12 protein-coding genes are annotated in these 14,435 nt (G+C 70.2%); 6 read left to right on the top strand and 6 right to left on the bottom strand.

Features of this window, described 5'->3' with window-relative positions:
• The first annotated feature begins 10 nt into the window (after nt 1-10).
• The 3 genes from I004_RS0106075 to I004_RS0106065 all read left to right on the top strand — a co-directional run bounded on the left by I004_RS0106075 (nt 11) and on the right by I004_RS0106065 (nt 4,703).
• Nucleotides 11-1,153, top strand: coding sequence for an acyl-CoA dehydrogenase family protein (locus I004_RS0106075; protein WP_028434745.1), 1,143 nt, complete (start codon nt 11-13; stop codon nt 1,151-1,153).
• Nucleotides 1,154-1,200: 47 nt separating this feature from the next.
• Nucleotides 1,201-2,415, top strand: coding sequence for an acetyl-CoA C-acetyltransferase (locus tag I004_RS0106070; RefSeq protein ID WP_028434744.1), 1,215 nt, complete (start codon nt 1,201-1,203; stop codon nt 2,413-2,415).
• 107 nt (nt 2,416-2,522) lie between these two features.
• On the top strand, nt 2,523-4,703 hold the full coding sequence (locus I004_RS0106065; protein WP_028434743.1) for a 3-hydroxyacyl-CoA dehydrogenase NAD-binding domain-containing protein: 2,181 nt from the start codon (nt 2,523-2,525) through the stop codon (nt 4,701-4,703).
• 26 nt (nt 4,704-4,729) lie between these two features.
• Here I004_RS0106065 and I004_RS0106060 read toward each other — a convergent pair whose 3' ends face one another.
• Entirely contained in the window at nt 4,730-5,494 is a 765-nt protein-coding gene (locus tag I004_RS0106060; RefSeq protein WP_028434742.1) for a MerR family transcriptional regulator, read from the bottom strand.
• A 159-nt stretch (nt 5,495-5,653) separates the two neighbouring features.
• Here I004_RS0106060 and I004_RS0106055 point away from each other — a divergent pair, with 159 nt between their 5' ends.
• Entirely contained in the window at nt 5,654-7,474 is a 1,821-nt protein-coding gene (locus tag I004_RS0106055) for an AMP-dependent synthetase/ligase (protein ID WP_028434741.1), read from the top strand.
• A gap of 59 nt (nt 7,475-7,533) precedes the next feature.
• Here the strand turns inward: I004_RS0106055 and I004_RS0106050 are convergent, their stop codons facing one another.
• Genes I004_RS0106050 through I004_RS0106030 form a run of 5 tightly spaced genes read right to left on the bottom strand, consistent with a single transcriptional unit; the run spans nt 7,534 to nt 11,920 of the window.
• Entirely contained in the window at nt 7,534-8,853 is a 1,320-nt protein-coding gene (locus I004_RS0106050; RefSeq protein WP_078510866.1) for a cytochrome P450, read from the bottom strand.
• Nucleotides 8,850-9,464, bottom strand: coding sequence for an ATP/GTP-binding protein (locus I004_RS0106045; RefSeq protein WP_028434739.1), 615 nt, complete (start codon nt 9,462-9,464; stop codon nt 8,850-8,852). The genes I004_RS0106050 and I004_RS0106045 overlap by 4 nt, the downstream gene beginning before the upstream one ends.
• Complete coding sequence (locus I004_RS0106040; RefSeq protein ID WP_028434738.1) at nt 9,445-9,801, bottom strand: DUF742 domain-containing protein; 357 nt, start codon at nt 9,799-9,801, stop codon at nt 9,445-9,447. The genes I004_RS0106045 and I004_RS0106040 overlap by 20 nt, the downstream gene beginning before the upstream one ends.
• On the bottom strand, nt 9,798-10,214 hold the full coding sequence (locus tag I004_RS0106035; RefSeq protein WP_028434737.1) for a roadblock/LC7 domain-containing protein: 417 nt from the start codon (nt 10,212-10,214) through the stop codon (nt 9,798-9,800). The genes I004_RS0106040 and I004_RS0106035 overlap by 4 nt, the downstream gene beginning before the upstream one ends.
• Nucleotides 10,211-11,920 carry an ATP-binding protein gene (locus I004_RS0106030; RefSeq protein ID WP_078510865.1) on the bottom strand — a complete coding sequence of 570 codons (1,710 nt, stop codon included), beginning with the start codon at nt 11,918-11,920 and terminating at the stop codon, nt 10,211-10,213. Before I004_RS0106030 ends, I004_RS0106035 begins: the two co-directional genes overlap by 4 nt.
• A gap of 590 nt (nt 11,921-12,510) precedes the next feature.
• On the opposite strand from I004_RS0106030, the gene I004_RS32500 reads away from it, so the two are divergent.
• Both I004_RS32500 and I004_RS0106015 read left to right on the top strand, forming a co-directional pair.
• Nucleotides 12,511-13,425 carry an oxygenase MpaB family protein gene (locus I004_RS32500; RefSeq protein ID WP_078510890.1) on the top strand — a complete coding sequence of 305 codons (915 nt, stop codon included), beginning with the start codon at nt 12,511-12,513 and terminating at the stop codon, nt 13,423-13,425.
• Nucleotides 13,426-13,560: 135 nt separating this feature from the next.
• A complete protein-coding gene (locus I004_RS0106015) occupies nt 13,561-14,346 on the top strand; it encodes a VOC family protein (protein WP_028434735.1) in 786 nt (261 codons plus the stop codon).
• The last annotated feature ends 89 nt before the right edge of the window (nt 14,347-14,435 follow it).

Raw genomic sequence — 14,435 nt, 5'->3', positions numbered from 1 at the left:
CACCGACCACATGAAACGCCAGATCTTCACCGAGGACCACGAAGCGTTCCGGCGGACCGTCCGCACCTTCCTCGCCAAGGAGGTCGAGCCGCACTACGAGCAGTGGGAGAAGGACGGGATCGTCTCCCGCGAGGCATGGCTGGCGGCCGGGCGCCAGGGCCTGCTCGGGCTCGCCGTCCCCGAGGAGTACGGAGGCGGTGGCACCGCCGACTTCCGCTACGCGGCCGTGCTCGGTGAGGAGTTCGCCCGCGCGGGCGCAGCGGGCATCGCCCTGGGCCTGCACAACGACATCATCGGCCCGTATCTGACGTCTCTCGCGACGGACGAGCAGAAGCGCCGCTGGCTCCCCGGCTTCTGCTCCGGCGAGATCATCACCGCCATCGCCATGACGGAACCCGGCGCCGGCTCCGACCTCCAGGGCATCAGGACGACCGCGGAGGACAAGGGCGACCACTGGGTGCTCAACGGCTCCAAGACCTTCATCTCCAACGGCATCCTCGCCGACCTGTTGATCGTCGTGGCCCGTACGAAGCCCGAGGGCGGCGCCAAGGGGCTCAGCCTGCTCGTCGTCGAACGCGGCATGGATGGGTTCGAGCGCGGCCGCAACCTCGACAAGATCGGGCAGAAGTCGCAGGACACCGCCGAGCTGTTCTTCAACGACGTGCGCGTGCCCAAGGAGAACCTCCTCGGCGAGCTGCACGGAGCCTTCATCCACCTGATGACCAACCTCGCGCAGGAGCGGCTGGCCATCGCGGTCGGAGCCATCGCCGCCGCCGAGGAGATCCTGGAGCAGACCACCAGGTACGTGAAGGAGCGCGAGGCGTTCGGACGGCCGCTCGCCAGACTCCAGCACGTCCGTTTCGAGATCGCGGAGCTCGCCACGGAGTGCGCGGTCACCCGCAGCTTCCTCGACCGCTGCATCGAGGACCACTCGAAGGGTGAACTGGACGCCGCACACGCCTCCATGGCCAAGTGGTGGTCGACGGAACTGCAGAAGCGCGTCACCGACCGCTGTCTCCAACTGCACGGCGGCTACGGCTACATGAACGAATTCCCCGTCGCCCGTGCCTACACCGACGGACGCATCCAGACGATCTACGGCGGCACGACCGAGATCATGAAAGAGATCATCGGCCGTTCGATCCTCGACTGACCCGACCCCGACCCGCCCGACCCGTACGCACCGAAAGGCTGCCGATCTTGAGCACCGAAGCGTATATCTACGACGCGATCCGCACCCCGCGCGGCCGCGGCAAGGCCAACGGCGCCCTGCACGGCACCAAGCCCATCGACCTGGTCGTCGGCCTCATCCACGAACTGCGCCGCAGGCATCCCGACCTGGACCCGGCCGCGATCGACGACATCGTGCTCGGCGTCGTCAGCCCCATCGGTGACCAGGGCTCCGACATCGCCAAGACCGCTGCCATCGCCGCCGGACTCCCCGTCACCGTCGCGGGAGTCCAGGAGAACCGCTTCTGTGCCTCCGGCCTCGAAGCGGTCAACCTCGCGGCGGCGAAGGTGCGTTCGGGCTGGGAGGACCTCATCCTGGCGGGCGGCGTCGAGTCGATGTCCCGCGTACCGATGGGCTCAGACGGCGGAGCGTGGCACATGGACCCCATGACGAGCCTGGAGACGGGCTTCGTGCCCCAGGGCATCGGCGCCGACCTCATCGCCACCATCGAGGGCTTCTCCCGCCGTGACGTGGACGAATACGCCGCCCGCTCGCAGGAGCTGGCCACCGAGGCGTGGAAGGACGGGCGCTTCGACCGCTCCGTCATCCCCGTGCTCGACCGCAACGGCATGACCGTCCTCGACCGCGACGAGCACATCCGGCCGGGCACCACGGTCGACTCCCTCGCCGGGCTGAAGCCCTCCTTCAAGGACATCGGCGAGATGGGCGGCTTCGACGCGGTGGCGCTGCAGAAGTACCACTGGGTGGAGGAGATCGACCACGTCCACCACGCGGGCAACTCCTCGGGCATCGTCGACGGCAGCGCCCTCGTCGCCGTCGGCAGCGAGCAGGTCGGGCAGCGCTACGGGCTGCGCCCCCGCGCGCGCATCGTCTCGGCCGCCGTCTCCGGCGCCGACCCCACCATCATGCTGACCGGTCCGGCGCCCGCCTGCCGCAAGGCCCTCGCCAAGGCCGGGCTGACGGCGGCCGACATGGACCTGGTCGAGATGAACGAGGCATTCGCCGCGGTGGTGCTGCGCTTCGCCCGCGACATGGAACTGCCGCTGGAGAAGATCAACGTCAACGGCGGCGCGATCGCCATGGGGCACCCGCTGGGCGCGACCGGCGCGATGCTGCTGGGCACCGTCGTGGACGAGCTGGAGCGCCGTGACCAGCGCTACGGCCTGGTCACCCTGTGCGTCGGCGGAGGCATGGGCAGCGCCGCAGTCGTCGAACGGCTCTGACCGGCCCGAACCGGTATCCGGCCGTCCGCACGGGAGCGATGGCTCCCGTGCCGCGGCACTCCCGCGCCCACCGCACCCCGCCTTCACGTACGGAGAGAAAACCCACCATGCCTGAGTCCACGACCATCCGCTGGGAGCAGGACGGGACCGGCGTCGTCACCCTCGTACTGGACGACCCGGACCAGTCCGCGAACACCATGAACGCCGCGTTCAAGGAGTCGCTCGGCGTCATCGCCGACCGCCTGGAGCGCGAGAACGAGTCCGGCAACCTCCGCGGCGTCATCTTCACCTCCGCCAAGAAGACCTTCTTCGCCGGCGGCGACCTCAACGACCTGATCCGTGCCCGCCCCGAGGACGCCCAGCAGGTCTTCGAGAACAGCATGGAGCTCAAGCGCGACCTGCGCCGCATCGAGACCCTCGGCAAGCCCGTCGTCGCGGCGATCAACGGCGCCGCGCTCGGCGGGGGCTTCGAGATCACGCTCGCCTGCCACCACCGTGTCGCCCTCGACGCGAAGGGTTCCAAGATCGGCTGTCCGGAGGCCACCCTCGGCCTGCTTCCCGCGGCCGGCGGCGTGACCCGTACCGTCCGTCTGCTGGGGATCGCCGACGCGCTGCTCAACGTGCTGCTCCAGGGCCAGCAGTACTTCCCTGCCAAGGCCAAGGAGAAGGGCCTCGTGCACGAGGTCGTGGACAGCGAGGAAGCCATGCTGGCCGCTGCCCACGCCTTCATCGACGCCAACCCGGAGTCCGTGCAGCCCTGGGACGTGAAGGGCTACAAGATTCCCGGCGGCACCCCGTCGCATCCGAAGCTCGCCGCCAACCTCCCTGCCTTTCCCGCCAACTTGAGGAAGCAGACCGGCGGTGCTCCCTACCCTGCCCAGCACAACATCATGGCGGCGGCAGTCGAGGGCGCACAGGTCGACTTCGAGCTCGCCCAGGTCATCGAGGCCCGCTACTTCGTCGAGCTGGTCACCGGCCAGATCTCGAAGAACATGATCCAGGCCTTCTTCTTCGACATGCAGGCCGTCAACGCCGGACGCAGCCGCCCCAAGGGCATCGAGTCCCGGCCCGTACGCAAGGTCGCCGTTCTCGGCGCCGGCATGATGGGCGCGGGCATCGCCTACTCCTGCGCGAAGGCCGGCATCGACGTCGTCCTCAAGGACGTGTCACTGGAGGCCGCGGAGAAGGGCAAGCGCTACTCCGAGGGACTGCTGGAGAAGGCGCTCAAGCGGGGACGCACGACGGAGGCGAAGCGGGACGAGCTGCTCGCCCGCATCACACCCGCCGCGGACCCGCAGGCCGTCGCGGGCTGCGACGCCGTCATCGAGGCGGTCTTCGAGGACCCGGCGCTCAAGCACAAGGTCTTCCAGGAGATCCAGGGCATCGTCGAGCCCGACGCCCTGCTGTGTTCCAACACCTCCACGCTGCCCATCACCACCCTCGCCGAAGGCGTGGAGCGCCAGGCCGACTTCATCGGGCTCCACTTCTTCTCACCCGTCGACAAGATGCCGCTGGTGGAGATCATCAAGGGCCGCAGCACGGGGGAGGAGGCCCTCGCGCGCGCCTTCGACCTGGTGCAGCAGATCAAGAAGACCCCGATCGTCGTCAACGACTCCCGTGGTTTCTTCACCTCGCGGGTCATCGGGCACTTCATCAACGAGGGCGTCGCCCTCGTCGCCGAAGGCGTGGAGCCCGCGACGGTGGAGCAGGCCGCGGCCCAGGCCGGCTACCCCGCCAAGGTGCTCTCCCTCATGGACGAGCTGACCCTCACCCTGCCCCGCAAGATCCGCGAGGAGACCCGGCGTGGCCTGGAGGCCGAGGGCGTCGAGTGGAAGGCCCACCCCGCGGACGTGGTCATCGACAGGATGGTCGACGAGTTCGGACGTACGGGCCGCAGCGGCGGCGCCGGCTTCTACGACTACGGCGAGGACGGCAAGCGCGGCAAGCTCTGGCCGGGCCTGCGCGAGCACTTCAAGAAGGACGCCGACCCCGGCATCTCCTTCGAGGACATGAAGGAGCGGATGCTCTTCGCCGAGGCGCTGGACACCGTGCGGCTCTTCGAGGAGGGCGTGCTGACCTCGGTCGCCGACGCCAACATCGGCTCCATCCTGGGCATCGGCTTCCCGCCGTGGACGGGCGGCGTCGTCCAGTACATCAACGGCTACGAGGGCGGCCCGGCCGGGTTCGTGGCACGCGCCCGCGAGCTCCAGGACCGCTACGGCGACCGCTTCGCCGTGCCGGAGCTGCTGGCCGACAAGGCCGCCAAGGGCGAGTCCTTCAAGGACTGACATCCGCCGGCAAGGACTGACACCCGCTAGTCGGAGGACTGCGGGGGGCTTCCCTTCGGGAACGCGCCCCGCAGTTCCTCCTTCAGCGACCGCTGGAAGGCGGTCATCAGCGCCTGCACCACCATCGGCTGCATATGGGCCGACAGGGACTTCATCCGCTCGACCTGCTCCGGGTCGGCCTCGCGCGCCCGGTAGGGCTCCCACACCTCGTCCTTGAAGAGGCGGCTGAGCTCCCGCGCGGCCGCACGTGCGTGCTCCATCATGGCTTCGCGCGCGGCCAGGATCGTCTCCTGCGACATCGGCATGTCCAGCAACCGCACACCGAGGTGCAGCAGCGCGGGATCCACGAGGAAGCGTGCCGGGTCGTCCGTGGTCTCCAGGACGCCCATCGCGGTCAGCCGCTCCAGGTCGTCGCCCGTCAGCTCGCGGCCCACCCGCCGCTCCAGGACCTCGCGCGTCGCCTCGTCGACGGTGTCGGGCATCCAGGAGGCGACCATGGCCCGGTGGATGGCCAGGTCGTGGGGGTCGGTGTCCTCGGGCAGACGCTGCAGGTAGCGCTCGATGGCCGCGAGCGTCATGCCCTGGTTCTGCAGTTCCTCGATCAGGGCCAGCCGGGAGAGGTGTGCCGGGCCGTAGCGGCCGACCCTGCGGGGCCCGATGGCCGGTGGCGGGAGCAGCCCGCGGGTGCTGTAGAAGCGGACCGTGCGGACCGTGACGCCCGCCCGCGCGGCGAGCTCGTCCACGGTCAGGCTGTCCGCGCCTCCCTGGCCGTTCGGCTGCTGCTGCTCCATGCGCCTGTCTCCCTGACACGGTCCGTCGAACTGTGTTCAACAGTATTGCTGTCTCACCACTCTTGTACTGCAATGCTTTCCCAGGGAAATTCCCGGCACCCCCGGCCCGCCCTGAGGGCCGTGTCCCAGGCACAGCCGTATCCAGCCCCGGAGGCCGCCATCACCAGCACCCTGCGACTCCCCGAAGCAGACCCGGCCGAACTCACCGTCCCCGCGCTGCTGTTGCGCAACGTCGAGGACCACGGCGACCTGCCCGCCCTGTCCTGGCGGGAGGACGGCGGGAGCGGGGAGTCCCACTGGGCGACTCTCACCTGGGCGGAGGCCCGCGAGCGCATCGCCAGGCTCGCCTCCGGCCTCGCCGGTCTCGGCGTCGGCCGCGGCGACCACGTCCTGATGATGATGTCCAACCGCCCCGAGCACTGGCTGACCGACCTCGCGCTCACCCATCTCGGCGCCGTCCCCGTCTCCGTCTACGGCACCGCTGCGCCCGGCCAGATCGCGCACATCATCGAGCACAGCCGCGCACGGCTCGCCGTGATCGAGGGAGCCGGCGAGGTGCGGACGTGGCAGCCGCTGATGGACCGTCTCGTCGTGGTCGAACCGGACGCCGCCGACGGGCACATCTCCTACGCCGAACTCGACCGCGCGTACGACGCGGAGCTCTTCGAGCGCACCTGGCGCGAGACGCGGGCCGGCGACTCCGTGACGGTCGTCTACACCTCCGGCACCACGGGCGACCCGAAGGGCGTCGTCGTCTCGCACCGCAACGTCGTCCTCAACTGCCTGGCCCTGGACAAGGTCGTCGAACTGCCGGAGCACGTCGAGCACATCTCCTATCTGCCCTTCGCCCACATCGCCGAGAGGATGCTGGGCATCTATCTGCCGGTCCACCGGGCCGCCCACGTCCACCTGTGTGCCGACCCCCTGCAAGTCGCCGCGACGGCAAGGGAGTTGCGTCCCGCGCAGTTCTTCGGGGTGCCGAGGGTGTGGGAGAAGCTCGCCGCGTCCGTACGGGCGGCGCTCGCGCAGCTTCCCGAGGAGCAGCGCCGGGCCGTGGAGCAGGCGGGCGACGTCGCCCGCGAGTACGTCGCACACCTCGAACGGGGCGAGGAGCCGCCCGAGGCGGTCTCGGCCCCGTACGAGCGGGTCAGCCGGGAGATCCTGCAGCCGCTGCTGGCCATGGCGGGCTTCGACCGGCTCGTATGGACGGCGAGCGCCTCCGCTCCGATGCCCCAGGACGTGGTGCGCTTCTGGGCAGGGTTCGGCATGGTGATCATGGACGCCTGGGGACTGACCGAGACGGTCGGCGCGGCCACGACCAACAGCCCGGGGGCGTTCCGGCTCGGCTCGGTCGGCCGGGCGCTCGAAGGCATGGAGATGCGCACGGCCGAGGACGGCGAGATCGAGGTGCGCGGGCCCACCGTCGTCGAGGGCTATCTGCGCGCGGACGGTTCCGTGGAGCCCGCCACCGACGACGAGGGATGGTTCGCGACCGGCGACATCGGGAGCATCGACGACGACGGCTTCCTGTGGCTCGTCGACCGCAAGAAGGAAATGATCGTGACCTCGACGGGCAAGAACGTCTCACCCGCCCTCGTGGAGAACACCCTCAAGCAGCACCCGCTCATCGGCCAGGCGTTCGTGCACGGCGACGGCCGCTCCTACCTCGTCGCGCTGCTCGTGCTGGACGCCGAGACGGCACCCGGCTGGGCGGCGGCCAACGGCATCGGTGCAGACCTCTCCGCGCTCGCCTCACACGCCGAGGTCCTGGCCGAGACCGACCGCGCCGTGGCGGCGGCCAACGCCCAGCTCAACCGCACGGAACAGGTCAAGCGGTACTGGCTGCTCGGCGACGAATGGGGCCCGCAGACCGGCGAGTTGACGCCTTCACTGAAGCTGCGCCGCGCCACCGTGCGGGAGAAGTACGGACCCGTCATCGAGGAGCTGTACGGGCGGGGCGGGCGGACGCCGGACGGCTGATCCTCCGCCGTCTCCCGCTGTCCCGCATCGCGCCGCTCCCCGTCGACGGGCCGGTAGGTTCACCGCCCGCCGACGGCGGAGGTGGGCGTGAAGGTGACGGGCAGCGACTCCAGGCCGCGCAGGAAAGGGGAGGGGCGCCACGCCAACTCCTCCTCGTCCACGGCCAGATCGACGTCCGGAAGCCTGTCCAGCAGCACCTCGATGCCCGTACGCGCGATGCCCTCGGCGATCTCCTGTGCCGGGTACGGGCAGCGGTGGGAGCCGTGCCCGAAGGAGAAGAAGGCGCTGTTACCGCCCGTGAAGGAGTGCTGGTCCGGGCGGATGTGCGGGTCGGCGTTGGCGGCGGCGAAACTGAGGACGAGCAGGTCCCCGCCCTGGATGCGCCTGCCGCCGAGCTGGGTGTCGCGCGTCGTCCAGCGCCCGGCGATGTTCTGCGTGGGCGTCTCCTCCCACAGCACCTCGTTCATCGCCTCGCCGACGCTGGCACGTCCTCCCGCGAGGGAGGCGGCGAACCGGTCGTCGGTGAGCATCAGCCGCAGCGAGTTGCTGATCCAGTCGGCGGTCGGCTGATGGCCCGCGATCAGGTCGACCATCATGTCCTCGAGGATCTCCTCCGAGGAGAACTCACCCGAGTTGGGATGCGTCTGCATCCGCGTGGCGACGTCGCCGGCGGGTGCGATGGCGCGGGAGCGCAGCAGTGTCCCCATGGCGCGCTGGAGATACTGCCTGCCCTCGATCGCGCCGTCGGATCCGTCGACGACCGCGTTGATGCTCGGGACGAGCGCGGCGCCGTCCTCGCCGGTGAAGCCGAAGATCCGCGCCAGCACGAGGGCCGGGAGCTGCATGGCGTACTGGTCGACGAGGTCGGCCCGGGCGCTTCCGCAGAAGGCGTCGATGAGCTCGTCGGCGTGCTGCTCGGAGTGGGTGCGCAGCTCGAACGGGTCGACCTCGCGCAGCGCGTCGCTCACCAGTGTCGACCGGCGCTCGTGGCGGGCGCCCACCTCGTAGAGGATCGACGGCTGACGGCCCACCATCGGCATCAGCGGCCAGTCCGGCGGTATCTCGTCCCACATGTTCCACACCGACGAATCACGCGTGAACAGACCGGGGTTGCCGGTGATCTGGTGAAGTTCGCGATAGCCCAGCACCAGCCAGGCCGGTACGTCGCCGACGAGGGTCACGGGAGCGATGGGACCGTGCTGCTCGCGCATCTCCCGGTAGAGCTTCCCCCGGTCCTCGCTGATGAAGCGGGTCCCGAACATGGGGACGGCGTCAGGGTGCGCTGGGCATCCGGACGACGGTGCGGCCCGCCCATCGGCGGAGTCGCCGGTCGCCGCCCGGGACTCGTCGGAGGCGGACTGCGGGTCTGGCGTGGTCACTGAGCGCTCTCCCGGGCGGAGGAGGACAGGGTGTACAGGTGATTGACGAGGGTGATCAGCACTTCCTTGCTGGACTCACGGGAACGGGCATCGCACTCGATGAGCGGGATGTTGTCGGGCAGGTCGAGCGCCTCGCGCACGTCGTCGGCGGAGTACTCGGGGCCGCCGAAGTCGTTCCGGGCGACGATGAAGGGCATGCCGTGCGCTTCGAGCCGGTCGATCGCGTACCAGGAGTCGACGAGCCGGCGCGTGTCCACGAGCACGACCGCGCCGAGCGTGCCGGTGAAGAGCCGGTCCCACAGGAACCAGAAGCGCTCCTGGCCCGGCGCCCCGAACAGGTACAGCACCGTCCGGTCGTTGAGGCTGATGCGCCCGAAGTCGAAGGCGATCGTGGTCGTCGTCTTGCTGGGAACGCCGTCCGCGTCGTCGACGCCTTCTCCCGCCCGCGTCATCGTCTCCTCGGTGTTGAGCGGACGGATGTCGCTGACGGAGCGCACCATCGTCGTCTTGCCGACACCGAAACCGCCGACAATGACGATCTTGAGGCCGTTGTCGGCGGTGCTGCGCAGTGGCGGGCGGGTTCCGGTCAGATCAGAGGTTGCGGAGTCCAACGAGCACCTGCTTCAGGATTTCTGGATCGGGGAGTTGATCCGCGGCTGCAGCCGTACGCGGATGGCGGGCGGTGATCCGGCCCGTGGCGTGCAGGTCGCCGAGGAGGATCCGGACGATGCTCACGGGCAGCCCGAGATCCGCTGCGATCTCGACCACCGCCGTCGGTGAGTGGCAGATCCGCAGGATGGAGGCGTGCTCCGACTGCATCCCGGGGGTCGGCTCGCACTCACTGACCACCAGCGTCACCAGGTCGAAGGCGCCGGTGCCGGACCGGCTGCGCCCACCCGTGACGGTGTACAGCCGGTCCGGGTCGTCGTCCCGGCCCGGCCGTTTCATGCGGGGTCTCTGGTCTCGTCCTGCTGCCTGGGCGGCGTGGTGAGGTACTCGCTGAGTTGCTCGACGAGTTCGTTCATGTTGTGGCCGATGAGGCCCACGTCCGAGTCCTCCGTCGCCACGACCGCCAGGTGGGCTCCGGAGCCCGCCTCCACCACGAAGAGGATGCCGCCGTAGAACTCGGCCATTGCCTGCCGCACGCCTCCGGTGCCATTGCCGAACTCCACGGACGCGCCGTGGGAGAGGCTCTGGATCCCTGCGGAGATGGCGGCCAGCTGGTCGGCCTGGTCCATGTCGAGTTCCGCGGAACTGCACAACTTGAGTCCGTCGCGGGAGAGCACGAGCGCGTGCCGCGCCCCCGGGGTCCGCCTCAGCAGACTCTCCAGCAGCCAGTCGAGCTTGCCGTCGGTGATCATTCGGTGTTGTCCTCCGGACGTGAAGAGGAGGTGGAGGGGGACACGGAAGAAGCGTCGTCGTCGGGTTTCTTCTCCCGGGCGGACGAACCGCCCTGCACAGCGCGGCGGAAGGCACCGAACCGCGACCCGGACTGCTCCGACGATCTGGCCGGCTCGGCCGCATTCCCCGGTTCGGACGACGCGCTGCGCCGGTGTGACGCGGCGAGTGTCTGTCCGCGGCGCCGCCTGGGCAGGCCGCTGGGGCCGGACTCGGTCAAGGAGGTGTGCTCGGGGGAGGGCTCGGCGGAGTTCCCGGACGAGAGGTCCAGGGCCGGCTCGGTCTGTCCCGTCCCCTCGCTCACCGGGGTGGTCTCGGGGCGCCTGCGCCGGGGCAGTTCGCTCGTGCGCGCAGGCTCCCGGCCGGGCAGGGACGTCTCGCCGCCGCCCGACAGTGAGACCGGCTCGGACGGACGTGGCCCCGAGGAAGGGACGGCCGCGGGGGAGGAACGCGGACTCGCGCCGGCACCGGACTCGCGGGTCCGCGCGGGCGGCGGCGTCTCGGCCTCCCGCTTCGCCTGGGTGATCAGCATCTGAGGGATCATCAGCAGCACGCCGGTGCCCCCGTGCGCCGACGGGCGGAAGGAGACGGAGAGCTTGTGCTTGTGGGCCAGCCGTCCCACGACCGCGAGGCCGAGCCGCGTACCGGAAAGGTTGGTCAGGTCCAGCGACTCCGAGGAGACGGCCTGCTGGGCGCGCTCCAGGGCGACGTCACCCATGACGAGGCCGCCGTCCTCGACGGTGATGATGACTCCGGCCGAGGCCTCCTCCACGTAGACGTGCACCTCGGAGGTCGGCGGCGAGAAGTTGGCGGCGTTGTCCATGAGTTCGGCCAGCGCGTGCATCACGCCCTCGGCTGCGTGACCGGCCACGGCCAGGTCGCACGAGGAGTGCAGGCGTATGCGCTGGTAGCCGCTGATGCGTCCCATCGCGCCGCGCAGGATGCTCTCCATGACGATGGGCTTGGCCCAGCGCCGCCCTGTGCGTGCGCCGGTCAGCACGGCGATGGAGTCAGCGAGGCGTCCCGTCTGCGCCGTGCGGTGGTCCAGGTGCAGCAGGTCGCCCAGGACGTCCTCGTCGGAGTACTTGTGCTCCATCTCCCGCAGGTCCGCCGCCATGCTCGTGGCCAGCGCCTGGACGCGGCCCGCCGCGTTGGCGCACGCGGCCATCGCTGCGGCCCGCATGCCCTCACCGCGGTGCACCTCGTTGGCGAGGGAGTGCAGGACGCGCTGGTGAGTGGCGTTGGCGACCGTCGGTACGGCGGCGAGGGCGGTCTGCGCGGAGGCGCCCGAGCGGAGCCGCTCCACCAGGATCGGGACGACGACGTCCGCGAAGTGCGCTGCGACCGCCCGCTCGGCCTCGGCTTCGGAGTTCTGGTGCGCGACGACTGCGCGCAGCCCGCGCGAGACGAGGATGCTGCGTGTGGCGACGGCGATCGCGATGCTCAGCGCGAGTGCTGCCGCGCCGCTGCCCCAGGCGATGCCGGGGCGCAGTGACTGGGGCGCCGCGTAGACGGCGATCAGGCATGCCGGACCGGTGACGAGCACGGCTATGAGCAGCGCGAGCGCGGTGCCCGTCCCCGCTCTCGGCTTCTTCGGCGGCTGCCCGGAGCCAGCTGCCGCTGCGCCGTGGGCGGAGCGCTTCTTGGGTGGAGAGGTCTCGGGGGTCATCAATCAGGGTCCTTGTGGGGACAGGTCCGGGCAGGGAGGGGAAGTGAGCCACGACAGTCCGGTCAGCGCCGCACCAATATAGGGGAGGCAGCGATCATTCATAGCCGCAGGCCGAAAACATCTGATCAATCGCTCACATACGTCCGCCCGTTCAGATCTCCCGGGTGTGCAGGACCGGCCTCGAGGCGGTAACTCCTGCCGATTGCGTCCCGTTGGATCTCATTCCCGGCGCAGTGGACCGTGAAAGGGGCCAGTGCGCGCAAATGCCGTTCCATGTCCTGTTCGGTCGTGGCCGTAACCGCCCGTCAACTGCGTTCCTACCGGGGCGGTGTGCTCGGCCGGTTGCCTCCTCAGTCTGTCCATGGATGCCTCCCGTGGGAAGAGTTCGGCAGGTTCCGCATCGCACTGCGGTCCGGTTCCGGGCTCCCCGTCGGGCCTGCGGCCGGAGGGGAGCCCTCAGAAAGCCGGGCGCACTCCAATTCGGTGGCCAAATCGGCCAGACGGTGGCGCAGTGCCTGGAAGGGAAGGAACGCAATGGCCACCCACAGACGTACGGGTATTCGTCGTCCGCTGGGAGCATGATGAACAAGATGAGCAGCACGAGCAGCGACAGGGGAGGCGGTACGGGCTCCGAGGGCTCCCACACGGCCCGCGATGAGCCCCAGCCGCCCCCTCCGGACGGCATGTTGTGGGACCTCGCGGGCGAGGTGCGGGTGCTGCTGACGCTGCCGGCGGCCCTGACCATGCAGGTCGCCCACCCCGCTGTCAGCGCCGGCGTCGATGAGTACTCGGTCTTCCGGACCGACCCGTGGGGCCGGGCCGAGCGTTCCGTGACGAGCGTGCAGCTGTGGGTCTACGGCGACGAGGAGGCCGCCGAGGAGGGCCGCCGCCTTCGGCGCCTGCACCGGGGGATCCAGGGTGCCGACGCGCACGGGCGTGAGTACCACGCCCTGACTCCGGCCAACTACGCGTGGGTGCACGCCACGGGCTTCCCCGTCTTCCAGCACTCTCGGCGCTACCTCGGCCCCCGCCCGTACACGCCGGAGGAGGAGCGGCAGTTGTACGCCGAGTGGCTTCAAGTGGGGCGGGTCCTCGGCATCCAGGACCGGGACATGCCGCAGACAGTCGAGGAGTTCTGGCCGTACTTCCGGCGGAGGCTCTCCGAGGAGGTGGAGAGGACCCTTGTCGTGGAGGAGCTGATCTCCGTCGGCCGCAGGGTGCCACCGCCCGACCGCGGTCCGCGCCCCGTGCGCCTGCTGCTGACACTGCTGTGGCCCCTGGTGCGGCCCGGGTTCACCCGCTTCCAGCGCTTCGTGACCATTGGCTTCATGCCGCCGGACGCCCGCGAGGCCATCGGACTGCCGTGGTCGCCGCGGCAGGAGCGGCGACTGGTGCGACTCGGGCGGGTCGTGGGAGCCGTGGTGCCGAGGCTGCCGGAACGGCTGCGGTTCCTGCCGCCGGCGTACGCGGCCCGCAAGGCGCACCGCGAGGCCGCGCGCGCCTGAAACCGGCGGCTTCGTCCCGTTGCGGGGATGCGGGTGAATTCGGTGCCCGCCGGGCCCGGGGGCGGCGTGGCGGAAGGGTCCGGGCACAGCTGTCTCGGCACAGTGACCGCCACCGAGTCCCGACAAGGAGTTGTCATGCCCGAGGTAACTGAGAGGTACGAACCCGGTGTCCCGTGCTGGGTCGATTTGATGGTCCCCGACCAGCAGGCGGCCCTCGACTTCTACAAGGATCTCTTCGGCTGGCAGGGCGAGGTCGGGCCGCCGGACACGGGCGGATACTCGGTCTGCACCCAGCAGGGCAGGCCCGTCGCGGGCATCATGGCCGCGACGGCCCCCGACGATCAGCCGCCCCCACCGCCCGCGTGGACCATGTACCTGGCGACGGAGGACACGGACGCCGCCACGGAGCGCATCACGGACAACGGCGGGGCACTCACGGTGCCGGCCATGGACGTGATGGACCTCGGGCGCATGGCCGTCGCCAAGGACCCGACGGGTGCGGTGTTCGGCTTGTGGCAGGCGAAGGACTTCATCGGCGCGAGGACGGTCAACGAGCACGGCGCCGTGATCTGGAGCGAGCTCAACACATCCGGCCTGGACGCCGCCAAGTCCTTCTACCGCAACCTCGGCATCGAGACCGCGCCGATGGAGGGAGCGCCCGGCTACCACGCGCTCAACGTCGGGGGCCGGACGATCGGCGGCATGCAGGGCCTGGAGAACTCACCGCCCGGGACGCCCTCGCACTGGATCACGTACTTCGCGATCGACGACACCGACAGCACGGTCGACGCCCTGACCCGGGCGGGCGGCTCGGTGCTCGTTCCGCCGTTCGACATGATGGCGGGCCGGATGGCGGTCGTTCAGGATCCGCAGGGGGCGGTCTTCGCGGTCATCAAGCCCGTGCCGATGGGGAACGCCTGAGCCGGCCGCATGCGGCCGGCACGCGGCCCGGCCCCGGGAGCGGACAGCGCTTCCGGGGCCGGGCCATGTGGTGTGTGTGGCGTGAGGTG

The sequence above is a fragment of the Streptomyces sp. TAA486 genome (genome assembly GCF_000426165.1).
This window is presented reverse-complemented; position numbering and strand designations above follow the sequence as displayed.